The following is a 23,871-nucleotide window of genomic DNA, read 5'->3' as shown; positions in this document are numbered from 1 at the left end:
CATGAACCACCGAATCCGAAGGGTGCGGAACATCGGGGCATCTGCCCTCGCCGTGCTCACCGCATCCGCGCTGACCGTTGGGCTGGCGGCGCCGACGGCGGCCGCCGACCCCAATCCGGCGCTACCGGATGCCAGCAAGACCGCGACCCTCACGATCCATAAGCACGAGACGCCCGCGGGCGCTAAAGGCAACGGCCTGGAGACAACGGTAGGCTCCGCCGCAATCGAGGGCGTTGCTTTCAAGGCCGAGCGCATTGCAGACATCGATCTCACTACGAACGAGGGTTGGTCGGAGGCCTCGGCTGTCACGGCGGCAACTGCCGCTGCAATGCCGAAGGACCGCACCGCCAGCGGCACCACCAACGCCACAGGCAAGATCGTGTTCTCGAACCTCGACTTTGGGCTCTACCTCGTGACAGAAACGAGCACCCCTGCCGGCATTGTGCCGTCAGCACCGTTCTTGGTGACGCTGCCGCTCACCCACCCCACCGACCTCAATGGGTGGCTCTACGACGTTCACGTATACCCCAAGAACGACGCCGTGTCGATCAGCAAGACGGTCGACGACACCAATGCCTACAAGCTCAATGACGTGGTCACCTGGAAGATCTCGGCTGATATTCCGGAAGTCGATCCGAACCGAGACGGAGAGATCGACGCCGATGAGTCTGGTCTCTTGACGGCATACAAGATCGACGACGTCCTGGATACGAAGCTGAAGCTTATGGGCGGCACCTCCGTCGCGCTTTCGGGGACCACGCCTGACTTCGAAGGCGCTACCTACCTTGTCAACGCAGTTGACTACACGGTCACCGGCACGACCACGCATCAGGTTGTCTTCACGCCGTCCGGAGTTGCGAAGCTGATCCAGGCGAAGCTACTCGATCCGACCAATCAGGTCGTCATGATGGTGTACACGCAAGTCACGGCAGTCGGTGAGATCCCGAACGACGCGACGCTCTACTTCAACGGCATGCGTGTGGAGGCCGGGGAGGTCATCAACTCCAAAGAAGTCGTCACAAAGTTCGGCGGCATCGTCCTCAAGAAGCAGGATGCAGACACCTCCACGCCACTTTCCGGGGCCGAGTTCAAGGTCTACAAGACGGAAGCCGAGGCCAAGTCCGGCGTCAATGCCATCGCCACGACGGCAGCAACCGGTTCGAACGGCACGCTGACGATCGACGGCCTGCGTTACAGCGACTGGGAGAACGGCAAGGAGCTTTCCTCGGCCCGCGAGTACTGGCTCGTAGAGACCAAGGCTCCCAAGGGATACGAGCTGCTCGCCGCGCCGATCTCCTTCACGGTCACCAGCCAGGTGTCCGAGGTCACCGTGCCGCTCACCGTCAAGAACGTCGCCCACAACGCCGGATTCACGCTCCCCCTCACCGGTGGCTCCGGCACCACCACCCTCACCATCGCCGGCGTCGTGATCCTCGGCGCCGCCCTGGTCCTCATGGCGCGCTCGCGTCGTAAGGCCGAGGACTGATCCACCCCTCGAGCGTCCGGGGTGCGTCCCACCAGGCCGCACCCCGGACGCCTGCACGTCCGAGGAGCACGAAGTGTCGCCCAGCCTCCGAGTCGCCGCACTGACGGTCCTCGTCGCGCTCGGCCTCGGCCTGCTCGTGTACCCGACGGCCGCCAACTGGTTCGCGGAGCGCGACCAGGCGTCGGAGATCACTGGCTACACCCGCGCCGTCGACTCGATGCCCGGCGCCGATCAGGAGGCGATGCTCGCCGCCGCCGAGGACTACAACGTCCGCCTCTCCCAGGGCCGGACGGGCACCACCGACGCGTCCGACGTCGACTACCGCAGCCAGCTTGCACCGCGGCCGGGCGATGTCATGGCCGAGGTCACCATCCCGTCGCTGCGCACCACCCTGCCCGTCTACCACGGCACCGGCGAGGACTCCCTGTCGCGCGGCATCGGGCACCTGTACGGCACGTCGCTGCCCGTCGGCGGGAAGGGCACGCACGCGGTCCTGTCCGCGCACTCGGGCCTCGTCGACGCTGAGCTCTTCACGCACCTCGAGGACGTCACGCTCGGCGAGCTCTTCTCGATCGAGGTGGTCGGCCGCCGGCTCGTGTACCAGGTCGACCGCGTATCGGTGGTCCGTCCCGACGACGACACGCTCTTGCAGCCGGTGCCCGGCGAGGACTACGTCACTCTTCTCACGTGCACGCCCACGGGCATCAACACGCACCGCCTGCTGGTGCGCGGGCACCGCGCCCTGCCGGTCTCCAAGGATGCCGAGGAGACTGTTGTCGCGGGCCGCGACATCGACCCTGGCTTCCCGTGGTGGGCCGTGCAGCTCGTGGGCGGTACCGCTGCCGCTGTGGTGGTCGGCTGCGTCCTCGCACGGCCCCGCGGAACGCGAAGCGCCACGGGTTCCAGCACCGCGAAGCCCGATGACGACGCCACCAGAGGGGTAACCACCGATGCCGCGCCGTGAGCTCCACCGCGACCCCGTCCGGATCGTCGCGCTCGTCGCGCTGCTGATCGGCCTGGGGACCGCGGGCCACTGGGCCTGGGACACCTTCGGCACGTCGTGGCGGGCCGACGGTCAGGCGGCCGCCGACCTGCGCGCCTTCACCGATGCCCACCCCCTGCCGAACGCCGCCGCGCAGCTCCGTACCGACGTCGACGCCGCGCCCAGCCGGGCGCCGTCGACCGGCGTGATCGCCACGCTCTGGGTCCCGTCCTGGGCGGGGACGCATGGCGTGCACGGCGACATGCTGGACGCCCGGGTCCCCATCAAGCGCGGCGTCACCCGGGCCGTCCTCGACACCGGTGCGGCGGGCGTCTTCGCCCAGGCGCAGGAGCCGGGCCAGGTGGGCAACTTCACGCTCGCAGGGCACCGGCGCACGTACGGCGACAACTTCCTGCACGTCGACGACCTCGTCAGGGGCGACACCGTCGTCGTCGAGACGCCCGAGGCGTGGTTCGTCTATGACGTCGTCGTCCCGGGCTACCTCGTCGAGCCCGACCAGGGCGCCGACGTCGTCGCGCCCGCGCCGGGCGGCCTGCCCGCCGGCGGGCGCTACCTCACGCTGGTGTCATGCCACTCGGTGACCGACGGCGAGTGGGGCAACGACCACCGCATCGTCGTCCACGCGGAGCTGGTCGGGTGGGTCGGGCACGACGCCGGGATGCCCGAGCAGCTGCTCCACAGCGAGCGGGGGGCTACTGGCGGCGGCGACCGCGGCGAACCGCCCACATCGCGATGAGCGCGAAGATCACCGCCCACACCACCACGTTGAGCACGAGCCACCCCAGCGAGTCCGGTGTCTCGCTGCCGCCGGTGGTGGTGGCCACCTGCCCCCGCAGCGCCGGGTACCGCGCCAGCCCCGCGTACCCGTAGAGGGGCGTGAACCGCGCGATCTGGAGGATCGTCCCCGACAGCGGCACGAAGAGGTTGCCGAAGAAGGCCAGCAGCACGAGCCCCGCCGCGGCGACGCTCACCGCGCTCTCGGACCGGAACGTCTGGGCGATCGCCAGCCCGTACAGCGCGAACAGCGCGGAGCCGATCCAGGCGAGGGCGTACGTCGCCGCCCAGATCCACCCCTCGTCAGCCCGCGCTCCCGTCAGCGTGCCCGTGAGGAACACCGCGGCGACCGCGCCCGCCGCGATCGTCAGCGCGACCACGACCTTGGTGCCGACGTAGCCCGCCGGCCGCATCGGCGTCAGCCCGAGCTGCCGCCCCCAGCCCTGCATGAGCTCGACGGCGGCCATGCCGGAGATCGCCGTCGTCGCGACGGACGCCCCGTAGACCGCCATCGACGTCATGACGTAGAACTTCACGTTGGCATACCCGGCCTGCTCGCCGCCCGAGCCGAACGTGGAGCCGAAGATGATGTACATCGCCACGGGCAGGCCGATGACGAATACGATGTTCGCGACGTCGCGCAGCTGTCGCTGCAGGTCGATGCGCAGATAGGTGGCGTTCACCGTTCGCGCCCCTCTTCGGTCAGGGCGAAGAAGGCCGACTCGAGCGAGGGCGCGGTCACTTCGAGGTCGCGCCCGCCGAGCGTCGTCAGCAGCAGCAGCGCCGCGTCGTCGGACGCCGTGCCCGTGGCGACGATGCGGCTGCCCTCCGCGCGTACCTCGCGGACGCCGTCGAGCGCCTGCAGGGCCGCGAGCGCGGCGTCCGCGGTCCCGGGCGGCACGGTCGCGGCGACGACGCGGTCGCCGACCAGGTTCCGCAGCTCGTCGGTGGGCCGGTCGGCGCGGATGCGGCCGTGGTCGATGAGCACCGTGCGCGGTGCGAACGCCTGCGCTTCCTCGAGGTAGTGCGTGGCGAAGACGACGGTGCGGCCCTGGCTAGTCTCGGCGCGCATGGTCTCCCAGAAGTCGCGGCGGGCGGCGGCGTCCATGCCTGCCGTGGGCTCGTCGAGCACGAGGATCTGCGGGTCGGGCAGCAGCGCGAGGGCGAACCGCAGCCGCTGTTGCTCGCCGCCCGAGCACTGGCTCACCTTGCGCCCGGCGAGCTCGGCGACGCCCGCGCGCCGCATGACGTCGTCGACGCGCGCCCCGGCGCCGTGCAGCGCCGCGATGGATCGCACGGTCTCCCCCACGCGCAGGTCGCGGAGCAGGCCACCGGTCTGCAGGACGGCAGAGACGTGGCCGGAGGTCACCGCCTGGCGCGGAGCGACGCCGAGGACCTCGACGCTGCCGGACGTGGGCGGGACGAGGCCCAGCACCATGTCGAGCGTCGTCGTCTTGCCGGCGCCGTTGGGGCCGAGGAACGCGACGATCTCGCCGGGGTCGATCTCGACGTCGATGCCGTCGACGGCGACGACGGAGCCGGGGCCGTCGTGGTTCGGGTACTCCTTGCGCAGATCGTGCAGGCGCAGCGCGTGGGTGGGCACGAGACACATCGTGGCCGAACCCGCGCCCGCGCGCCTGGGCAGGGATCAGAGCGGCAGGTCGACCGCCGGGGCGCCGTGGTGCGCGAGCGCCGCGCGGGCCGCGCGCGCCGCGCGCTCATACACGCGGGCGTCGCCAGTGAGGACGCTCTCCAGGTTGGCCAGCTCGAGGTAGGCGCGCAGCTCGAACCCGAGCTGCACCGGGTCGGTGTCCGCATCGAGGTGCCCGAGCTCGACGGCGGCGGCGATCTGCCGGGCGATGTGATCGCGCCAGTCGGTCACGGCTGCGGCGACGGCGTCGCGAAGCGGCCCGGGCGGTGCGGCGTCGAGCTCGGCGGCGGCGGTCTGGAAGAAGCAGCCGCCGACGAACACACGGTCGCGCGAGTAGGCCAGCCACCCGCTCACGAGGGCCCAGAGCCGCGGCAGCCCCCGCTCCGCCGTGCGTGACGGCTCGATCACCGTGGTGACGAAGACATCGCGTGCTCGTTCCACGGTCGCGAGCTGCAGACCCTCCTTGGAGCCGAACAGACCCGCGATACCGCTCTTGTTGACGGGTGACGACAGCGCGAGCCGCCCGAACGACAGCCCGCTCAGCCCGTGCACAGACGCCACCTGGACGGCGTGGTCCAGCACCGCGTTGCGGGACCGGTCGCCGCGCGCGCGCCGGCCGTCGGACGAGGTGGTGAGCAGCGATCTCACGGCAGGGCTGTCATGCATGGTGACAGCGTACGACCGTTCGCATAGTCTGACCCTGAGCGTGAATCTGTACGACCGTTCGTATATTTACATCTCCCAGGGAGTTCCGATGGACCCGTCACGCCAGCCCCGATCCCACCGACGCGTCGCGCGCGTCGCGACCCATACCGGCCTCCGCGCGCTCTCGGCAACCGCGCCTGCCCTCGCCATCGGCGTGGCGGCGCGTCTGATGGTGCACGTCGGCCCGCCCGCGCCAGTTCGCCCCGCCGACAGGGCGGCGACCGCGCCCGCACGCCGCGGCCTGCTGCCGTTCGGCGACGGCCACGTGGTGACCTACCGGTGGGGCGGCGACGACGCCCCCGTCGTGCTGCTGGCGCACGGCTGGCAACTACGGGCCTCCCGCCTCGCGGCGCTGACCGGCGACCTCGCCCACGCCGGCTTCCAGGTCGTGGCGTTCGACGCCCCCGCGCACGGCGACTCCCCGGGCCGCCGCACGCACGTGCTGCAGTTTGCCGAGATCCTCCACCTCCTGGCCGACGACGTCGCCGCACGCGGCGGCAACGTCGCGGGCGTCGTCGGGCACTCGCTGGGCGGGCTGGCCGCCGGAATCGCGGTCCGCGAGGGGCTCGGGACCCCGCGCTGGGCGACGATCGGGGCTCCCTCCTCGGTCGAGTCGGTGGGCCAGGCGTTCGCGCGCCTGGCCGGCCTGCCGCGCGAGCTGGTACCGCGGCTCAACCAGGCCGCCGCAGCGCGGTTCTTCGCGGGCATCCCGGATGCCTGGGAACGGGGCGACCTGGTCGCGCGGCCCGCACCCTCCGACGTCGCCGCTCTCTTCGTGCAAGACGTCGACGACAGGCTGCTCGAGCCGGGCGACGCCCGCCGGCTGCACGCCGCCCATCCCGGGAGCGAGCTGCTGACAACAGGCGGGCTCGGCCACAACCGGGTGCTCGACGACCTGGACGTGCGCGCCGCCGTCGTGCAGCACGTGACGGCGGCGCTGCTGCCCGCGTAGACGCACGGCGCCCCGCCTCTCCCGGAGGAGAGACGGGGCGCCGTCGTCGTACGGGTGCAGGTGTCAGGCCACCAGCGAACGCAGCACGTACTGCAGGATGCCGCCGTTGCGGTAGTAGTCGGCCTCGCCCGGGGTGTCGATGCGGACGACGGCGTCGAACTCGACGACGTCGCCGTTCGCCCTGGTCGCCGTCACCTTGACCGTCGACGGCGTCTCGCCGTCGTTGAGGGCCGTGATCCCGGCGATGTCGAACACCTCGGTGCCGTCCAGGCCGAGCGAGCCGGCGTTCTCGCCGGCCGGGAACTGCAGCGGCAGCACGCCCATGCCGATGAGGTTGGAGCGGTGGATGCGCTCGAACGACTCGGTGATGACGGCCTTGACGCCCAGCAGCGCGGTGCCCTTGGCTGCCCAGTCACGCGACGAGCCTGAGCCGTACTCCTTGCCGCCGAGCACCACGAGCGGGGTGCCGGCCGCGGCGTAGTCCTGCGCGGCGTCGTAGATGGTGTCCTGGGCGTCCTTCACGAAGTTGTACGTGAAGCCGCCCTCGACGCCGTCGAGCAGCTGGTTCTTGAGCCGAATGTTGGCGAACGTGCCCCGGATCATGACCTCGTGGTTGCCGCGGCGCGAGCCGTAGCTGTTGAAGTCGCGACGCTCGACGCCGTGCTCGGCCAGGTACTTGCCGGCCGGGCTGTCGGGCTTGATCGAGCCGGCGGGCGAGATGTGGTCGGTAGTGACCGAGTCACCCAGCTTGGCCAGGACGCGGGCGCCCGCGATGTCGGCGACGGGAGCCGGGGTGGCCTCCATGCCGTCGAAGTACGGGGGCTTGCGCACGTAGGTCGACTCGGCGTCCCACGCGAACGTCGCGCCGGTCGGGACCTCGAGCGCACGCCAGCGTTCGTCGCCCTTGAAGACGTCCGCATAGTCGGCCTCGAACATCTCGCGGTCGATCGACGCGTCGATCGTCGTCTGGACCTCTTCCGGCGTGGGCCAGATGTCCTGGAGGTAGACGGCGTTGCCGTCGGCGTCCTGCCCCAGGGGCTGGCCGTCGAAGTCGAAGTCCATCGTGCCGGTCAGGGCGTACGCGATGACCAGCGGCGGGGACGCGAGGTAGTTCATCTTGACGTCCGGGTTGATGCGACCCTCGAAGTTGCGGTTGCCGGACAGCACCGAGACGACCGACAGGTCGTGCTCGTTGACGACCGCCGAGATCTCGTCGGCGAGCGGGCCCGAGTTGCCGATGCACGTGGCGCAGCCGTAGCCGACCAGGTGGAAGCCCAGCTTCTCGAGGTACGGCCACAGGCCGGCCTTCTCGTAGTAGCCGGTGACGACCTGCGAGCCGGGGGCCATCGACGTCTTGACCCAGGGCTTGGCCTGCAGGCCCTTCTCGACCGCCTTCTTCGCGAGCAGCCCCGCGGCGAGCATGACCGACGGGTTCGACGTGTTGGTGCAGGACGTGATCGAGGCGATCACGACGTGGCCGTGGTCGAGCTCCGTCGTCGTGCCGTCGGCGAGGGTCACGGGCGTGACCTTGTGCGGCCGGTGCAGGACGTCGCCGTGGACGGCGGCCACAGGGGCGTCAGACTCGTCGGAGTGCCCGACGGCGACCGGGTCGGAGGCCGGGAACGACTCCGCCGAGGCCTCGTCGAGGCCCGTGAGCACGCCTGCGCGGTACGGGGCGGCCTCGGTGACGTCGACGTAGTCGAGGATCGCGGAGGCGAACGACTCCTTGGCCTCGGTCAGCTCGATGCGGTCCTGCGGCCGCTTCGGGCCGGCGATCGACGGGACCACGGTCGAGAGGTCGAGCTCGAGGTACTCGGAGAACTCCGGCTCTACGGACGCGTCGAGCCACAGGCCCTGGTCCTTGGCGTACGCCTCGACGAGCGCGAGCTGCTCGTCGGTGCGGCCGGTCAGGCGCAGGTAGTCGACGGTGACGTCGTCGATCGGGAAGATCGCGGCGGTCGAGCCGAACTCCGGCGACATGTTGCCGATCGTGGCGCGGTTGGCCAGCGGCACCTGGGCGACGCCCTCGCCGTAGAACTCGACGAACTTGCCCACCACGCCGTGCTTGCGCAGCATCTGCGTGATCGTGAGCACGACGTCGGTGGCGGTCACGCCCGACGGGATCGAGCCCGACAGCCTGAAGCCCACGACGCGCGGGATGAGCATCGACACCGGCTGGCCGAGCATGGCCGCCTCGGCCTCGATGCCGCCGACGCCCCAGCCCAGCACGCCCAGGCCGTTGACCATGGTGGTGTGCGAGTCGGTGCCCACGCAGGTGTCCGGGTAGGCGCGCAGCACGCCGCCGACCTCGCGGGTCATGACGGTGCGGGCCAGGTACTCGATGTTGACCTGGTGCACGATGCCGGTGCCGGGCGGGACGACCTTGAAGTCGTCGAACGCCGTCTGGCCCCAGCGCAGGAACTGGTAGCGCTCGTGGTTGCGCTGATACTCGAGCTCGACGTTGCGGGCGAACGCGTCGGCGCGGCCGGCGACGTCGATCTGCACGGAGTGGTCGATGACCATCTCGGCCGGGGCGAGCGGGTTGATGCGGTCCGGGTCGCCGCCCAGGGCGGCGACGGCCTCACGCATGGTGGCGAGGTCGACCACGCACGGGACGCCGGTGAAGTCCTGCATGATCACGCGCGCGGGCGTGAACTGGATCTCCGTGTCGGGCTCGGCCTGCGGGTCCCACGCGGCGAGGGCGCGGACGTGGTCCGCGGTGATGTTCGCACCGTCTTCGGTGCGCAGGAGGTTCTCGGCCAGGATCTTGAGGGAGTACGGCAGGCGCTCGAGGCCCTCGACGGCGGACAGCCGGAAGATCTCGTAGGCCTTGCCTGCGACCTCCAGGGTCCCCTTCGATCCGAACGTGTCCACGCTGCTCACTACGGCTCCTCCACTGGGATTCCGCGCCGCGCACGACGGCGTGCGGCGCTGGGTTTTCGGGGGGCTTCGCCCGGTGTGTACCGGACGCTAGGCCCAGCATAGCCCAGTTATCTTGACGTCAAGATACTTAGCCTCACCTCACCCTGTAGCCCGCGGCGGGAGCAGGACTTGGACCCCCGTGCGCGGGCGCCACGGAGCTCTCAGGAGCCCCCGACGACGGCGAGCGCCACCGCGAGCGCGGTCGCGGCATCCGTGCCGTCGACGCGGGTGCGGGGGCCGTCGCGCGACTCGTCCCAGGGGGCGTAGTCCCACACGGCGACGTCCTCCCAGGTCGGTACGCGCTGACCCGGCATGTCCGGGAGGCGGTCCGTGACGCGACGCCGATGCTCGACGGCGTCGGGCAGGTGGAGCTCCAGCGCGACGAGCCTGGCCCCCGCGTGGGCCGCCGTCGTGCCCCACCACGTGCGGGAGATCGGCACCGGGCAGACGGCGTCGACCACGACGTCGAGCCCGTTGCCAAGGTTGGCGACCGCGAGCGCGTTCGCCACGTCGTACCCCTCAGTGACGACCTGCGGGCCGATGGCGGTCTCGATCGCGTCGATGCGCAGCCACGCGGCGCGCAGCTCGCGCGCGAGCGCGCGGGCCAGCGTGGTCTTGCCGGTGCCGGGCAGGCCGGCGACGAGCACCAGGCTGGTCATGCGGCGACCGTACCGGGCGGGCGCGGCGCGGGGAAGATCAGCGGTCGCGAGGCCGGCGGGCAGTGCGAGCGCGTGCAGCGGCGTCAGCGCGGCAGCTCGCTCACATGGACCACTGCTCGTCGTAGTCCGGGTGGCTCGTGAACGGTGCCGCCAGGTTGACCAGCACCGCCCAGCCGTCGCCCTTGAAGTCCGGGTCGTCGAGATACCCGCTCCAGCCGGAGCCGATGACGTGCTCCACGATGCGCCGCTTCGCCTCGCACTCGATGAGCACGCGCTCCGGGCCCCAGCCGAGACCGGCGTCGCCACCGTCGCGGGGCAGGACACCGCGTGCGGCCTCCTCGTCCTCTGCGATGCGCGCCCGAAGGAACTCGACGATGGTCATGGCCCGATCCTCCCTCCGGAGCGCCCGATCGACTCGCCGGAGCCCGCGGTCAGCGCTCGAGGACGGCCACCGCCTCCACGTGGTGCGTCATCGGGAACAGGTCGAACGCCCGCAGACCCGCGAGGCCGTAGCCGCGGTCGGCGAAGTACGCGACGTCGCGGGCCAGCGCCGCCGGGTCGCACGCGACGTACACGACGCGCGAGGGCTGCAGGTCGGCGATCGCCTCGACCACCGAGCGCCCGGCGCCCGCGCGGGGCGGGTCGAGCACGACGACGTCGGCAGCGCCGACGCCCGCTCCCCCGGCGTCGCCCTCGGAGAGCACGCGGTCGACGGCGCCGAGGTGCAGCTCGACCTGCGGCACGTCGTGCGCGTTGCGCCGGGCGTCCTTGACGGCGCGCGCGTCGCCCTCGACGGCGACGACGCGACCGTCCTCACCGACGGCGGCCGCGAGCGGGAGCGTGAAGAGGCCCGCGCCCGAGTAGAGGTCGAGCACGCGCGCGCCGGCGACGTCGCCGACGGCGTCGAGCACGGCGCCGCTGAGCACCGCCGGTGCCTCGCGGTGCACCTGCCAGAACCCGTCGGCGGCGACGCGGAACCGGAAGGTCCCGGCGCTCGAGCCGGTCGACACCACGGGAGTGACCGTCTCCGCGACGGCCCGGCGTGCGTTGGGCCGCCGGTCGGCGCGCCCGGTGCGCCACAGCTCGCCGTCGACCAGGAGGACGGCTTCGGAGCCGTCGGCCGGGGCCACGAGCTCGAGCTGCGCGCCCGGAGCCCAGCGCCGCGTGAACACGTCCTCGGCGGCGGCGAGCGCAGCCACCTCGGGCGTGCCGAGCGGCATCTCGTCGAGCGCGACGACGTCGTGCGAGCGGAACTTCCGCATGCCGGCGCGGCCTTCGGCGTCGGCGACGAGGTCGACGCGCGTGCGGTAGCGCAGGCCGCCGCGCTCGTCGTCACCGGGCGCGGCCTCGACGACGACGTCGCGTTCTAGGCCGGCGAGGCGCTGCAGCTGCTCGACGAGGACGGCGGCCTTCCACCGCCGCTGCCCGTCGAGCGACACGTGTGCGAGCTCGCCCCCGCCCACGCCACCCGGGCCCGACTGCGGCCACGCTGACGGGACGCGGTCGGGCGAGGCGCCGTCGAGCACCTCGACGGCGTCGGCGCGCCAGAACTTGGGCCCGCCCTCGGTGACGACGGCGCGGACGCGCTCGCCGGGCAGGGCGTGCCGCACGAAGACGACGCGCCCCTCGAGCCGTGCGACGGCGTGCCCGCCGTGCGCCACGGACCCGACGAGGAGCTCGACCTCCCGCCCGGAGTCGGTGTCGACGGGCCGGGGCCGGGGACGTCGCTGGACAGGACGGGAGGAGCGCTGGTTCGGAGCCACGGACCCATTCTCCCTGCCACCCGGACTCCTCAGCGCAGCGGGTGCAAGTTGAGGGGCTCTGCGGCGCGCGAAAGCCCCCGACCTGCACTCTCAGCGGACTCAGAAGCGGGGCAGTCGGCCCTGGATGTACTTCTCGTCCTCCAGACCCGTCTGGCCTTCCGTGGACGACAGCTGCCACGGGACCGACGCCACCACCACGCCCGGCGTGAACAGCAGCCGGCCCTTGAGGCGCAGCGCCGACTGGTTGTGCAGCAGCTGCTCCCACCAGTGCCCGACGACGTACTCGGGGATGTAGACCACCACGAGGTCGCGCGGTGACTCGCGCCGGACCGAGCGCACGTACTTGAGGATCGGCCGGCTGATCTCGCGGAACGGCGAGTCGAGCACGCGCAGCGGCACAGGCAGGTCGAGTGACTCCCACTGCCGCGTCAGCTCGACGACGTCGTCGGGGTCGACGCCCACGGTGACCGCCTCGAGCAGCGACGGCCGCGACGCCCGCGCGTACGCCAGCGCCCGCATCGTCGGCTTGTGGATCCTCGAGACCAGCACGATGGCGTGCACGCGGCTGGGCAGCGCGCGGGCGGCTGCGACGTCGTCGAGCGAGAGCTCGTCGCGCACGCGGCCGTAGTGCCGGTGGATCGCCAGCATGAGGACGTATAGGAAGGCCATCGCCAGGATCGCGATGTACGCGCCGTGGACGAACTTGGTCGCCAGCACGATGATCAGCACGAACCCGGTGCAGACGAAGCCCACGACGTTGATGACTCGCGAGCGCAGCATGTGGGTGCGCGCGGCCGGGTCCGGCTGGAGCTTCAGCTCGCGCGTCCAGTGCCGGATCATGCCGAGCTGCGAGAGGGTGAACGACACGAACACGCCGACGATGTAGAGCTGGATCAGGCGGGTGACCTGGGCGTCGAAGGCAAGGATCAGCACGATCGCCGCGACGGCCAGCGTGATGATGCCGTTCGAGAACGCGAGGCGGTCGCCGCGGGTGTGCAGCTGGCGGGGCAGGTACCCGTCCTTCGCGAGGATCGAGCCCAGCACCGGGAAGCCGTTGAACGCCGTGTTCGCAGCGAGCACCAGGATGATGCCGGTGATCGCCGAGACGGCGTAGAACGCGACCGGGAAGCCCTGGAACACGGCGGCGGCGAGCTGGCCGATCGTGGGGTGCTGGGCGTAGGTCTCGGGCGGCGGGGCGCCGTTGAGCGTGAGCTGCGTGGACGGGTTCTCGACGTACTTGACGCCCGTCGCCTGCGCGAGCAGCAGGATCGAGATCACCATCGTCGCGGAGATCGAGCCCAGCAGCGCGAGCGTCGTGGCCGCGTTGCGGGACTTGGGCTTGCGGAACGCGGGCACGCCGTTCGAGATGGCCTCGACGCCGGTCAGTGCGGCACAGCCCGAGGCGAAGGCGCGCGCGAACAGGAACGCGCCCGCAAGCCCCATGAGCCCCTGGTCGAACGCCGCCGACGGGACCACCGAGAAGTCGTGGCTCTCCGCCATCGGCAGAGTCCCGGTGAAGAACCGGATCCCGCCGACCACGGCCATGAGGCCGATGAGCGCCATGAAGAGGTAGGTGGGGATCGCGAAGACCGTGCCGGACTCGCGCACGCCGCGCAGGTTCATGACCGTGAGGATCACGACGGCGGCCACCGCGGCCGTCGCCTCGTGCCCGCGCAGCTCCGGGATCGCCGACGCCGCGTACTGCGCGGCCGAGCTGATCGACACGGCCACGGTCAGCACGTAGTCGACCAGCAGCGCGGATGCGACGGCCAGACCCGCGGGTGCGCCCAGGTTGGTGGTGGCGACCTCGTAGTCACCGCCGCCCGAGGGGTAGGCGTGCACGTTCTGCCGGTACGACAGCACGACGACGATGAGGACGAACACCACGCCGAGCCCCGCCCACAACGAGACGGTCGACGCCGCGACCCCCGCGAGCGCCAGCGTCAGCAGGATCTCGTCGGGCGCATACGCGACCGAGGAGAGCGCGTCCGAGGCGAAGATGGGCAGCGCGATGCGCTTCGGGAGAAGTGTGTGCCCCAGGTGCTCGCTGCGCATGGGGCGGCCGAGCAGGATCCGCTTGGCAACGTCCGCGATGTCCGACACGTGCGCCACTCTAAAGCCTGTCGATCAACCTTTTGGTCGGGTGGTCGGCAGCGTCCTTCTCGGACGTCCCTATGCCGCGGTGGCGGTGAGGGTTCCCACGTCGTCCGGGCTGGTTTTCGTCGGCGCGAGTGCGTCGGCCAGAGCCTTCCCGTCGGTGGGCGTTGGTGACCTGGCCCCGTGCTTCGGGGTCCAGGACCTGGGGGTGGTGCTGTTCGCCCCAGGTGGCGAGGTTGACCGCGGCGTTCAGGTCACAGTCGATGGTGTGCCCGCAGTTCTCGCAGTGGAAGACGCGCTCTGCGAGGGTGAGCGTCGTCTTGACGTCCTGGCAGGCGGAGCAGGTCTTCGACGACGCAAACCACCGGTCCGCGACCAGGACTTGCCCGCCACGCCAGGTCTGCTTGTAGCGCAGGTGGCGGGCGAGCTGGCCCCAGGCCGCGTCCGAGATGGCGGCGGCGAGGCGGTGGTTGGCGAGCATGCCGGTGATGTTCAGGTCCTCGATCACGAGCCGGTCGTGGGTCTTGACCAGCAGATTGGAGACCTGGTGCAGGAAGTGGTGACGGCGGGCGCGGACCCGCTCGTGGTGACGGGCAAGCCGGCGAACGGCAGCCCGACGATTCTGGGAGCCCTTGATCTTGCGGGACACGGCTTTTTGCATCCGACGGGTGACCGGCTGGGCCGCCCGTAGCCCTTTGGGCGCCTCGTCGACGCGCACGGTCTGGGTGGCGTCGGCGAGGGCGACGACGACGGGTGCGTGCAGGCCACGGTCCACACCAGCCCACCCGCCGTGGTCGGCGCCATCGCGCGGCTGGTGCCGGGCGGAGGGATACAGGTCGGCGGCCTGCACATTCAGCGAGATCCGCCACCGTCCGCCGCGGCGCGCGACGGTGGCGAACAGGATCCTGGCGCGCCCGCTGGCGAGCATGCGGCGCAGCCGGCGGGTGTCGTCGTGGACCTTGATCGCGCCGATACCGGGCAGCGTCACCGACCGGGGACCGTTCTCCCCGAGACGGATCGTGGACCGGACGCCCGTCTTCGTCCTCGAGGTCTTGTTCCGCATCCGGAACGAGCCGCGCTCAGGGTTCTTCTTCTTGAACCGCGGATGCCCCACAGCCCGCCCGGCGCGCTTGCCGGCCCGCGAATCGGTCCACGCCCCCAGCGCCTTGCCGAGATCGACGACGGCCTCCTCGAAGACCTGCGCGCTGACCTCCGAGCGCCAGGCCAGACCCGTGACCTCCAGCTGTGCGACACCCGAGCCGTCGATGACGAAGCGACGGCCGGCGACCTCGGTCTTCTTCCACGCGTTGAACGCGTTGATCAGGTCGAACCCCGTCCACGGCACCCTCACCGCACCGATGCCGTCGGACACGGCCGCCGTGGCAGCGTCCGCGGAGGCTCGACGGGCGTTCAGGTGCAGCCGCAAGCCCTGGTTGAACGCGAACCGGGCAGCGCCCTCGTGCCGGGACAGGGCACGCGCCTGTTCCACGGTGGGGTCAGCCACCCACTGGAACGTCATTTGCCGAGCCACGACCAGCACGCTACCGGCCGCCACCGACACGCACCGGGAGTGTCAGCCCTGGTCACGAGAGCCAGCTCCGGGTGAACGCCCAACCACACGTCCGTACCCGTCCGACCTGACCGACACCGGCTGGGCGCGCATCCGCACGCGCGGCATCCCCGCCCACGCCCGCGGCGGACGGCCTTGCCGCGAGCAGCGCACGAGGCATTCGTCGTCCTCTCCCAGATCCGACTACTGCTCCGACGGCTCGAGCACCGGTCGTTGTTCGACAGGCACTAGGCGCGCGGCGAGCGGCTCGCGTCCGTCGTCCACGCCCTGTCTGCGCGTGTAGCGTTCGGCACGTGCACTTCGTGATCATGGGCTGCGGCCGCGTGGGCGCTTCGCTCGCGCAGGAGATCGAGTCGCGCGGCCACTCCGTGGCCGTCATCGACCAGAACCCCGAGGCGTTCCGGCGCCTGTCCGGCGACTTCGGCGGGCAGAAGGTGACCGGGGTCGGGTTCGACCGCGACACCCTGGTGCAGGCCGGCATCGAGGACACCTACGCGTTCGCGGCCGTGTCCGACGGCGACAACTCCAACGTTCTCGCCGCGCGGGTCGCACGCGAGACGTTCGGCGTCGCCAACGTCGTGGCCCGGATCTACGACCCGAAGCGCGCCGAGATCTACCAGCGCCTGGGCATCCCTACGGTCGCGACCGTGCGCTGGACCGCCAACCAGGTGCTGCGCCGCATGCTCCCGCTGGGCGCCACGGACGAGTACCGGGACCCGTCGGGCGAGGTCCGCCTCGCCCAGGTCGACTACCACCCCGGCTGGACCGGCCGGTCGGTGCGCCGGATCGAGGCGGCCACGGGCGGGCGCGTCGCGTTCCTGTCCCGCTACACCGACGGCGTCATGGTCACGGGCGAGACGGTGCTGCAGGAGAACGACGAGCTGCACGTCCTCATGCGGTCGGACGACGCCGACGCCGTGGAGCGCACTCTCACCCACGCGCCCGACCCCAAGGAGGACTGATGCGCGTCGTCATCGCCGGCGCCGGCTCGGTCGGGCGCTCGATCGCCCGCGAGCTGCTGGGCCACGACCACGAGGTCGTGATCATCGACAAGACCCCCGCCGCCATGCGCGTGGCTCAGGTGCCCGAGGCCGACTGGCTGCTCGCCGACGCGTGCGAGCTGCCGACGCTCGAGAACGCGCGGGTCGCGGAGGCCGACGTCGTCGTCGGTGCTACGGGCGACGACAAGGTCAACCTGGTCTTCTCGCTGCTGTGCAAGACGGAGTTCGGCGTGCCGCGCACGGTCGCGCGCGTGAACAACCCGCGCAACGAGTGGATGTTCGACCAGTCGTGGGGCGTGGACGTCGCCGTGTCGACGCCGCGCATCATGACGGCCATGGTCGAGGAGGCGGTCGCCGTCGGCGACGTGGTGAAGATCTTCACCTTCCACCAGTCGGGCGCCGACATCCTCGAGCTGACGCTCCCCGTGGAGTCGCCCCTGGTCGGCACGCGTGTCGGGACCATCGAGTGGCCCCCCGACACCGTGCTGGCCGCGATCGTGCGCGGCCCGCTGCCCATCGCGCCGTCGGTCGACGACACGCTCGAGGCCGGCGACGAGCTGCTGCTGGTGACGGGCCGCGGCGTCGACACGGTCGCGCTGCAGGACATGATGGTGGGTCGCACCCGCCAGGTCTGAGCCGGACCGGCGGGCCGCGCGCTACTCCTGTGCGGTCCGCCCTGGGGCCTGGTCCTCAGCGACCTCGGCCACCTCGGCGGGCGGCTCGTGCGCGCCGCGCACCAGGGCCCACGTGAGCCACAGCACCAGGCCCCACAGCGGCACCCCGAGCACCAGGCGTGCGGTGCCGAGCCATCCGACGGAGTTGTCGAGGTAGAGCGGCAGCTGCACGGCGAGCCGTAGCGCGAACATGCCGACCCACAGCCACGTCGCGAGCGTGTAGCGGCGCAGCAGGTCACGGTCGGCGCGCCATGCGGTCAGCCCGGCGAACGGGTTGGCGCCGTCGGCGCTCTGCTCACGGGCGCGCTCAGCGGTGAAGCCGGTGCGCAGCGCCTCGACGACGAACCCGACCGCGGGCCAGCGCACGAGGATCGAGGCGAGCATCGCGACCAGGTAGGCCCCGTTGGTCCACAGGCCCGCCGCAAAGAAGTTCTGGGCCTCGCCCGAGCGCCACGCCCAGAAGACGCCGACTCCGATGCCCAGCAGCCCGCCCAGCGCCTGCGTCACGGGCGTGCGCTGCGCGAGGCGCAGCACCACGGCGACCAGTGCTGCCGCGAGCGCCGCGCCGAGCGACCAGCCCAGGTTGGTCGTCGCGACGTACACGACGATGAACAGGGTGCCGGGCAGCACCGCCTCGACCGTGCCGCGGACGCCGCCCACGGCCTCGGCGAGGTCGAAGGTCTCGCCCGTGACGGACTGGAGGCCGCGTCGCGACTTCTCGGCGGGCGTCGGCTCGGCGCGCGCCTGCTCGGGGGGCGGCGCGCTCACTCGCCGGCCCTCGGGCGCAGCTCGTAGCGAGGGTTGAACATCGTGCGGCGGCCCTCGGCCTCGCACACCATGCCCTCGACGCGGATACGCCGGCCGGGCTCGACGCCGGCAATGGTGCGCCGGCCCAGCCACACGAGGTCGAGCGCGCCCGACCCGTCGAACAGCTCGGCCTCGACGGACGGCACACCCTCACGGGGGCGCAGCACGACCGAACGCAGCACGCCGGAGGCCTTGCCGCGCGTGCGCGGCGTCAGCGTCGAGACGGCGGTGCAGCCCTCGCTCTTGGCGGCCTCTACCCGCTCCTCGTCCGCGGCCACCGTCTCGGCGGACGCGAACACCTGCTGGACGGCAGATCGCAGCGACATCGTCAGTCCCCGGTCCCTCAGCGGATCTCGGTGATCTCCGGCCCGCGCGTGAGCGGGTCGAAGCTGGGCGTCTCGGGAGCCACGCCCTCGGGAGTGGCCGGGGCGGCGGGGCCGCCCTGGTTGGGCAGCGTGAGCGTGAGCAGGTCGCGCGGCGGGCGCGGGCTGTCGTCACGCACGACGACCACGTTGGCGAACACCGACTCGAGCGGCTTGGCGGCCTCGGCGTCCACGGCGGCGGCGCCGGTCAGCACGCCGCGAAGGAACCACCGGGGGCCGTCCACGCCGACGAAGCGGGCGGGGCGCACGGCCTGGCGGCCGTCAGGGCCCTGGGCCGGGATCCGGGCGATGAGCTCGCGGCCGAACGGGCCGGGGACGTCGTCGACGGTGCCCCCCTGGCCCGTCACGGACGTCGCGATCTCCTCGCGCACCTCGTCCCAGATGCCCCACGTCCGCGGCGCGGCGAACGCCTGGACCTGTAGCCCCGAGGGGCCGAGCGTCGCCGAGACGCCCGTGACCTTCTCGGTGCGCTTGTCGATCTCCATGCGCAGCTCGAGGCCCGGCATGACGGGCAGCCAGATCGCACCGAGGTCCACGCGCGGGCCCATGGTCCCCACGTCCGCGGCGTCGAACGGGCCGCGCTTGGGCGCCTCGTCCGTCGCGGCGGCCTCAGGCTGCTCCGTGGCCGCAGTGGCGTCCACGGTCTCCGGAGCGGCGGCCTCGGGCTGCTGCTCGGTGGCCTCACTCTTCGACGCGTTGCGCCGGAACAGACCCACGCGGGGCTCCTTCACTCGTTGCGGGCGCGCCGATTGCGACGCTGCCGTCCTGTCTCTTCCACAGTAGCCCGGATGCACGACGCCCCGGTCACGGCGTCCAGACCGTCACACTCGAGCGGCCGCCCAACCACCGCTGGAGCCGAAGCCACCATCGCCGCGGTGCGATCCGGGCAACGTTTCGGCGCGCAGGAACCGCGCCTTCTCGACCTTCTGGATCACCAGCTGGGCGACGCGATCGCCGCGCTCGAGCCGGACCGGCTCGGCGACGTCGGTGTTGAGCAGCGTCACACGGAGCTCGCCGCGGTACCCGGCGTCGACGGTCCCGGGGGCGTTCACGATCGTGAGGCCATGCTTGGCGGCGAGGCCCGAGCGGGGGTGCACGAATGCGGCGTAGCCGTCGGGCAGCGCGATCGCAACGCCCGTAGGGACAGTGACGCGCCCCTGCGGCGGAATCTCGACGTCGACGGTCGTCACCAGGTCCGCGCCGGCGTCGCCCGGGTGCGCGTACGCCGGCACGGGGACGGCGTCGTCCAGGAGGCGGATAAGAACATCGACGCTGGCGTCGACGGCGGCTTCACCGTGGGGCTGAGGGTGCTCGGTCACGGGCGAAGCGTACGCGGGCCTGGTCCTGCTCGGGGGAGGATGGGCCCATGAGCACCCCCTCGTCCGCTCCCCTGTTCCGCGAGCGCCTGTTGCCCGGCGCCGGCGTGCTCGCCGCCGCAGGCGGCGTGGGGCTCCTCGTGCTGATCATCCTGCTGCCCATCGCGCCGACGGCGGCGCTCGTCGCCGGGGTGCTGGTCGCGGCGGCGGGCATGCTGTGGCTGGTGGCGGGGGCGCCCGTCGTCGCGGTGCGCGACGGCGAGCTGTGGGCGGGGCGGGCGCACGTGCCGGTGACGCTGCTCGGCGAGGCGCAGGTGCTCGCGACGCGCGAGCAGGTGCGCGAGGAGCTGGGCGCCCGCCTGGACGCACGGGCCCACGTGCTGCTGCGGTCCTGGGTGCCGACGGCGGTGCGGGTGGTGCTCGAGGACCCGGCGGACCCGACGCCCTACTGGCTCGTCACGACGCGCCGGCCGGAGGAGCTGGCAGCGGCGCTGCACGCGGCGACGGGCCCGATGGGCTCCGGGGGCACGGCAAAGGCCGTCACGCCCGAGGCGTGACGGCCCTGCACGGGTTCGGTCGTCGAGAGACGCCGCTGACGTCGCCGGACGTCAGGCGGCGCACTCCGAGCAGATCATCTGGCCGTTCTTCTCGTAGGCCAGCTGGCTGCGGTGGTGGACGAGGAAGCAGGACGTACAGGTGAACTCGTCGGCCTGGCGCGGGAGCACGCGGACGGCGAGCTCCTCACCCGAGAGGTCGGCGCCGGGGAGCTCGAAGCCCTCCGCCGCCTCCGTCTCGTCCTCGTCGACGACACCCGACGACTTGTCGGAACGGCGCGCCTGGAGCTCCTGGATCGAGTCCTGCTCCACGTCCTCGTCGTTCTTGCGGGGGGCGTCGTAGTCGGTTGCCATCGCTGGGGTCACGCTCCGTGTGTCGGTATCGATACGCGCTGATAATGCTGGGGCGCCGGGTTTTGTTCCCGGTCGGCCACCGGATTGTGCACCATGTGGACTGCCTGCGCGAGACGATCTGGACGACCTTCAAAAAAACCACCCGCGACCTGCGCAAAGACGGGGTGTGACGCCCGTCTCGCCGACGTTCGCGGCCAGCGAGACGAACGTCAGGCGCCGTCAGGGGCGTCGGCGTCGGCGGCCTCGAGGAGGCCCACGAGCTGGTCGAGCGCGGGCCCCCGGCCGGCGACGGTCACGGTCACCCCGGGCGCTGCCCCGTGCAGCCCGACGACGCGCGCGCCCGCCTCCTCCGCGATGAGCGAGCCGGCCGCCATGTCCCACGGGTTGAGGCCGCGCTCGTAGTAGAGGTCGTACGAGCCCTGGGCGACCAGGCACAGGTCGATGGCCGCAGAGCCGAGGCGGCGGATGTCCCGCACGTGCGGCAGCACCTGCGTGAGCACGCGCGCCTGCGCCGCGCGCCGCGAGGCCGCGTACCCGAAGCCGGTGCCGACCAGGCTTCGCGCCAGGGGCGCGGGCTCGACGGGCGGCAGCGGCACGCCGTCGAGCGTGGCGCCCTCGCCGAGACCCGCTGACCAGGTGCGGTCGGCGACGACGTCGTGCACGCACCCGGCGAGCACCGTCCACTCCGCCGGGTCCGGCGGCCCAGCCACGACGGCCACGGACACCGAGTACGCGGCGACGCCGTAGAGGTAGTTGACGGTGCCGTCGATCGGGTCGACGACCCAGGTGAGCCCGCTGGTTCCGGGGACGTCGTCGCCCTCCTCGCCGAGGATCGCGTCCTCGGGCCGCTCGGTGGTCAGGCGGGCCACGAGGAGCTCCTCGACGGCCCGGTCCATCGCGGTCACGGGGTCGACGTCGGACGACTTGGTGGCGGCGACGGTCACGCGCTCAGGGCGCAGGGTGCGGATGACGTCGCCCGCCTCGGTGGCGAGCGAGAGGGCCAGCGCGCGCAGGGCGGGAACGGTGACGCCGTCGGGCAGGGCGGGAACGGTGCTGGTGGTCACCGGCCCATCCTGCCCCGGACACCCCACCTTCCGCTCCAGCCCGAGCCGGGCGCGGGCACGACCCACCCCCGGCGCAGCGACAGCAGGCGGATCCCGCTGACCAGAAGCACCACGAGCACCTGTGTCCACAGCACGAGCAGGCCGGACGACCACAGGGCCGCCGTCACGGCGGCGCCGACGAACGCGGGGATGGCGTAGAGCTGGCGGTCGGCGAGCACGAGCGGCACCTCGCCCACGAGGATGTCGCGAAGGATGCCGCCTCCGATGCCGGTGAGGACGCCCACCATGACCGACGCGAGCAGGCCGGCGTCCACCGCGAGGCCCTTCATGGTGCCGAGCAGCACGAAGAAGCCCAGCCCCCAGGCGTCCAGCACGATGACGGTGCGGCGCATGCGCTCGACGCTCGGGTGGAGGAAGAAGATGACCACGCCGGCGGCGAGCGCGGTGGTCACGAACCTCCAGTTCGCGATGCCGACGGGCGGGGTCGCGCCGATGAGCAGGTCGCGGACCACGCCGCCGCCGAGCCCTGTCACCCAGGCCAGCACGAGAACGCCGAACACGTCGAAGCTCTTGCGCACACCGGCCAGGCCGCCGGACAGGGCCGCGAAGAAGACGCCCGCGAGCTCGAGCGCGGTGTCGACGTGCAGGTCGGCGAGCCAGGCCATGATCGTTGCCACAGGGACATCCTGCCCAGTCCGACGCCGCCCGGATCGGCGGCACACCGACGCGGTTGCGGGGCTGGCCGAGCGCGCGGTGGCACCCTCGAACCGTCACGTACGCCGGCGCAGGTCCGCGTCATGGCCCTGCCGAGGAGGAAAGCATGGCCGAGCTCGAGCTCGTGAGGGTCCACCGGGACGGTGGTCACCTCGTCCTGCGCGCCCCCGACGGCACGGAACACGCCCTGCCCGTCACCGACGCGCTGCGCACCGCCGTCCACGGCCTCCCCCGGCCCGCGGCCGCCAGGGCCGAGGCCGCCGCGATGCCGCCGTCCGCCGCCGTCGTCGCCGAGCCCGCGCTGCGCCCCCGCGACCTCCAGATCCGGTTGCGCGCCGGCGCGACGGCCGAGGAGCTCGCCGCCGAGGCCGGCATGCCGGTCGAGAACGTGCGCCGCTACGAGTGGCCCGTCATCGCCGAGCGCGAGCACGTCATCGGCATGGTGCGCGCCCACCAGGTCCAGGGCCTCGAGGGCGCGTCCGCGCTCGGCGAGGTCGCCGACGCCCGCCTTGCCGCCCGCGGGGTCCCGGCGGGCGACGCGACGTGGTCGGCCCGCCGCGAGGGCACCGCCCCGTGGGTCGTCGAGGTGCGCTTCGCCGCCGGCGACCGCGAGCGCAGCGCCCGCTGGACGTTCGACGTGCGCGGCCGCGTCGTCACCCCGCTCGACGACGAGGCCCGCTGGCTGGGCCAGCCCGACGACCCGCTGACGCCCGAGGTGCGCGGGGTGCCGTCGCTCACCGCGCGCCGCGGCCTGCCACCGGTCGACGACGAGACCGACCTGCTGCTCGGCGACCTGGCCGGTCGCCGCGGACAACGGCCGCCGAGCCGCGCCCACCGCCTGCCGACGGTCTCGGACGCGGGCACCGGGTTCGACATGGTCCCGCTGGGCGACGTGCCCGTGCGGGAGCGTGCGCCCGTGCACCCCGCGGAGCCGGAGCAGGTCGCGGAGACCACGGGGGCGAGCGTCGTCGACCTGGGCCGCTGGAACCCGCGGCGCTCGCGCGACCGGTCGGTGTCCCCGGGCGCGGGCCCGGGTGCCTCGCAGCCGTCGCTGCTGACGCCGACGGAGGCCGGGGCAGCCCCGGCGTCGGACGCCGCGGACACCCCGGCGGGGGCCGCCGCGGGCGAGCACAACGACGACAACCCCGCCCCAGCGCCGACGACGGCGGCCACCCCGGTCGCGGTCAACGCAGGCGGCCGCCCGCCGACGCCGGCCCGCGGCGTCCCCGCCGCGCGCCGCCCGGCCCGTAAGGGCCGCGCCCAGGTGCCGAGCTGGGACGAGATCGTCTTCGGAGCCCGCCCGGACCAGTAACGGCTGCCCGCTGCCGGCCGCTCGCTGCTCGTTGTGGGACTCTGCGGCTCCGCTCATCGGGCCCCACAACCGGAGCCACAGGGTCCCGTAACCACCGGTGACGGCAGGTC

At 72.3% G+C, this 23,871-nt stretch carries 25 protein-coding genes; 9 read left to right on the top strand and 16 right to left on the bottom strand.

The features are described from left to right. The first annotated feature begins 1 nt into the window (after position 1). From ACO4JP_RS08675 to ACO4JP_RS08665, 3 genes are all read left to right on the top strand, one after another. Positions 2 to 1,486 (top strand): SpaH/EbpB family LPXTG-anchored major pilin, encoded by a 1,485-nt coding sequence (locus tag ACO4JP_RS08675; RefSeq protein WP_425956975.1) that lies wholly within the window; start codon positions 2 to 4, stop codon positions 1,484 to 1,486. Between the two features lie 73 nt (positions 1,487 to 1,559). Further along, positions 1,560 to 2,450 (top strand): class C sortase, encoded by an 891-nt coding sequence (locus ACO4JP_RS08670; protein ID WP_425956974.1) that lies wholly within the window; start codon positions 1,560 to 1,562, stop codon positions 2,448 to 2,450. Next, entirely contained in the window at positions 2,437 to 3,225 is a 789-nt protein-coding gene (locus ACO4JP_RS08665) for a sortase domain-bontaining protein (protein WP_425956973.1), read from the top strand. The genes ACO4JP_RS08670 and ACO4JP_RS08665 overlap by 14 nt, the downstream gene beginning before the upstream one ends. Here the strand turns inward: ACO4JP_RS08665 and ACO4JP_RS08660 are convergent. From ACO4JP_RS08660 to ACO4JP_RS08650, 3 genes are read right to left on the bottom strand one after another with little or no spacing between them, the layout of a single operon-like run. Beyond that, positions 3,182 to 3,946 carry an ABC transporter permease gene (locus ACO4JP_RS08660; protein ID WP_425956972.1) on the bottom strand — a complete coding sequence of 255 codons (765 nt, stop codon included), beginning with the start codon at positions 3,944 to 3,946 and terminating at the stop codon, positions 3,182 to 3,184. The two genes, ACO4JP_RS08665 and ACO4JP_RS08660, sit on opposite strands and share 44 nt — an antisense overlap. Beyond that, a complete protein-coding gene (locus ACO4JP_RS08655) occupies positions 3,943 to 4,875 on the bottom strand; it encodes an ABC transporter ATP-binding protein (RefSeq protein ID WP_425956971.1) in 933 nt (310 codons plus the stop codon). Before ACO4JP_RS08655 ends, ACO4JP_RS08660 begins: the two co-directional genes overlap by 4 nt. A gap of 36 nt (positions 4,876 to 4,911) precedes the next feature. After that, the gene (locus ACO4JP_RS08650) at positions 4,912 to 5,580 is read right to left on the bottom strand and encodes a TetR/AcrR family transcriptional regulator (RefSeq protein ID WP_425956970.1); all 669 of its coding nucleotides are present in this window, start codon (positions 5,578 to 5,580) and stop codon (positions 4,912 to 4,914) included. Between the two features lie 208 nt (positions 5,581 to 5,788). On the opposite strand from ACO4JP_RS08650, the gene ACO4JP_RS08645 reads away from it, so the two are divergent. Continuing rightward, positions 5,789 to 6,571 carry an alpha/beta hydrolase gene (locus ACO4JP_RS08645; protein WP_425956969.1) on the top strand — a complete coding sequence of 261 codons (783 nt, stop codon included), beginning with the start codon at positions 5,789 to 5,791 and terminating at the stop codon, positions 6,569 to 6,571. A gap of 63 nt (positions 6,572 to 6,634) precedes the next feature. Here the strand turns inward: ACO4JP_RS08645 and ACO4JP_RS08640 are convergent, their stop codons facing one another. From ACO4JP_RS08640 to ACO4JP_RS08615, 6 genes are all read right to left on the bottom strand, one after another. Then, the gene (locus ACO4JP_RS08640) at positions 6,635 to 9,454 is read right to left on the bottom strand and encodes an aconitate hydratase (protein WP_425956968.1); all 2,820 of its coding nucleotides are present in this window, start codon (positions 9,452 to 9,454) and stop codon (positions 6,635 to 6,637) included. Positions 9,455 to 9,654: 200 nt separating this feature from the next. Continuing rightward, the gene (locus tag ACO4JP_RS08635; RefSeq protein ID WP_425956967.1) at positions 9,655 to 10,152 is read right to left on the bottom strand and encodes an AAA family ATPase; all 498 of its coding nucleotides are present in this window, start codon (positions 10,150 to 10,152) and stop codon (positions 9,655 to 9,657) included. Positions 10,153 to 10,252: 100 nt separating this feature from the next. Next, positions 10,253 to 10,534 carry a DUF6221 family protein gene (locus ACO4JP_RS08630; protein ID WP_425956966.1) on the bottom strand — a complete coding sequence of 94 codons (282 nt, stop codon included), beginning with the start codon at positions 10,532 to 10,534 and terminating at the stop codon, positions 10,253 to 10,255. Positions 10,535 to 10,583: 49 nt separating this feature from the next. Further along, the gene (locus ACO4JP_RS08625) at positions 10,584 to 11,915 is read right to left on the bottom strand and encodes a class I SAM-dependent RNA methyltransferase (RefSeq protein ID WP_425956965.1); all 1,332 of its coding nucleotides are present in this window, start codon (positions 11,913 to 11,915) and stop codon (positions 10,584 to 10,586) included. Between the two features lie 99 nt (positions 11,916 to 12,014). Beyond that, positions 12,015 to 14,018, bottom strand: coding sequence for an APC family permease (locus tag ACO4JP_RS08620; RefSeq protein ID WP_425956964.1), 2,004 nt, complete (start codon positions 14,016 to 14,018; stop codon positions 12,015 to 12,017). Between the two features lie 10 nt (positions 14,019 to 14,028). After that, positions 14,029 to 15,516: an RNA-guided endonuclease TnpB family protein gene (locus ACO4JP_RS08615; RefSeq protein WP_425956963.1), complete on the bottom strand. Its 1,488-nt coding sequence runs from the start codon at positions 15,514 to 15,516 to the stop codon at positions 14,029 to 14,031. 374 nt (positions 15,517 to 15,890) lie between these two features. Between ACO4JP_RS08615 and ACO4JP_RS08610 the strand changes: the two genes are divergently transcribed. Beyond that, entirely contained in the window at positions 15,891 to 16,544 is a 654-nt protein-coding gene (locus tag ACO4JP_RS08610; RefSeq protein WP_425957076.1) for a potassium channel family protein, read from the top strand. Further along, positions 16,544 to 17,218 carry a potassium channel family protein gene (locus ACO4JP_RS08605; protein WP_425956962.1) on the top strand — a complete coding sequence of 225 codons (675 nt, stop codon included), beginning with the start codon at positions 16,544 to 16,546 and terminating at the stop codon, positions 17,216 to 17,218. Before ACO4JP_RS08610 ends, ACO4JP_RS08605 begins: the two co-directional genes overlap by 1 nt. A 21-nt stretch (positions 17,219 to 17,239) precedes the next feature. Here ACO4JP_RS08605 and ACO4JP_RS08600 read toward each other — a convergent pair whose 3' ends face one another. The 4 genes from ACO4JP_RS08600 to dut all read right to left on the bottom strand — a co-directional run bounded on the left by ACO4JP_RS08600 (position 17,240) and on the right by dut (position 19,766). Continuing rightward, the gene (locus tag ACO4JP_RS08600) at positions 17,240 to 18,025 is read right to left on the bottom strand and encodes a DUF3159 domain-containing protein (protein WP_425956961.1); all 786 of its coding nucleotides are present in this window, start codon (positions 18,023 to 18,025) and stop codon (positions 17,240 to 17,242) included. After that, positions 18,022 to 18,390 (bottom strand): OB-fold nucleic acid binding domain-containing protein, encoded by a 369-nt coding sequence (locus tag ACO4JP_RS08595; RefSeq protein ID WP_425956960.1) that lies wholly within the window; start codon positions 18,388 to 18,390, stop codon positions 18,022 to 18,024. The genes ACO4JP_RS08600 and ACO4JP_RS08595 overlap by 4 nt, the downstream gene beginning before the upstream one ends. 17 nt (positions 18,391 to 18,407) lie before the next feature. Beyond that, on the bottom strand, positions 18,408 to 19,163 hold the full coding sequence (locus tag ACO4JP_RS08590; protein WP_425956959.1) for a DUF3710 domain-containing protein: 756 nt from the start codon (positions 19,161 to 19,163) through the stop codon (positions 18,408 to 18,410). A gap of 105 nt (positions 19,164 to 19,268) precedes the next feature. Continuing rightward, positions 19,269 to 19,766: a dUTP diphosphatase gene (gene dut, locus ACO4JP_RS08585; protein ID WP_425956958.1), complete on the bottom strand. Its 498-nt coding sequence runs from the start codon at positions 19,764 to 19,766 to the stop codon at positions 19,269 to 19,271. A 47-nt stretch (positions 19,767 to 19,813) separates the two neighbouring features. On the opposite strand from dut, the gene ACO4JP_RS08580 reads away from it, so the two are divergent. Beyond that, positions 19,814 to 20,320 (top strand): DUF3093 domain-containing protein, encoded by a 507-nt coding sequence (locus tag ACO4JP_RS08580; RefSeq protein WP_425956957.1) that lies wholly within the window; start codon positions 19,814 to 19,816, stop codon positions 20,318 to 20,320. Between the two features lie 51 nt (positions 20,321 to 20,371). On the opposite strand, the gene ACO4JP_RS08575 is transcribed toward ACO4JP_RS08580, so the two are convergent. Continuing rightward, positions 20,372 to 20,671, bottom strand: coding sequence for a DUF4193 domain-containing protein (locus ACO4JP_RS08575; RefSeq protein WP_129203382.1), 300 nt, complete (start codon positions 20,669 to 20,671; stop codon positions 20,372 to 20,374). Positions 20,672 to 20,715: 44 nt separating this feature from the next. On the opposite strand from ACO4JP_RS08575, the gene ACO4JP_RS08570 reads away from it, so the two are divergent. Beyond that, the gene (locus tag ACO4JP_RS08570) at positions 20,716 to 20,841 is read left to right on the top strand and encodes a hypothetical protein (RefSeq protein WP_425956956.1); all 126 of its coding nucleotides are present in this window, start codon (positions 20,716 to 20,718) and stop codon (positions 20,839 to 20,841) included. 39 nt (positions 20,842 to 20,880) lie between these two features. Here the strand turns inward: ACO4JP_RS08570 and ACO4JP_RS08565 are convergent, their stop codons facing one another. Both ACO4JP_RS08565 and ACO4JP_RS08560 read right to left on the bottom strand, forming a co-directional pair. Continuing rightward, a complete protein-coding gene (locus tag ACO4JP_RS08565) occupies positions 20,881 to 21,735 on the bottom strand; it encodes an inositol monophosphatase family protein (RefSeq protein WP_425956955.1) in 855 nt (284 codons plus the stop codon). Further along, positions 21,732 to 22,412 carry a trimeric intracellular cation channel family protein gene (locus ACO4JP_RS08560; RefSeq protein ID WP_425956954.1) on the bottom strand — a complete coding sequence of 227 codons (681 nt, stop codon included), beginning with the start codon at positions 22,410 to 22,412 and terminating at the stop codon, positions 21,732 to 21,734. The genes ACO4JP_RS08565 and ACO4JP_RS08560 overlap by 4 nt, the downstream gene beginning before the upstream one ends. Positions 22,413 to 22,555: 143 nt before the next feature. Between ACO4JP_RS08560 and sepH the strand changes: the two genes are divergently transcribed. Then, positions 22,556 to 23,761, top strand: a complete 1,206-nt coding sequence (sepH, locus tag ACO4JP_RS08555; RefSeq protein WP_425956953.1) for a septation protein SepH — start codon at positions 22,556 to 22,558, stop codon at positions 23,759 to 23,761. Positions 23,762 to 23,871: the final 110 nt, after the last annotated feature.

Source organism: Xylanimonas sp. McL0601, from assembly GCF_049852175.1.
Lineage (GTDB): Bacteria > Actinomycetota > Actinomycetes > Actinomycetales > Cellulomonadaceae > Xylanimonas.
The sequence above is the reverse complement of the archived record's forward strand: the minus strand, read 5'-3'. Positions and strand labels throughout refer to the sequence as shown.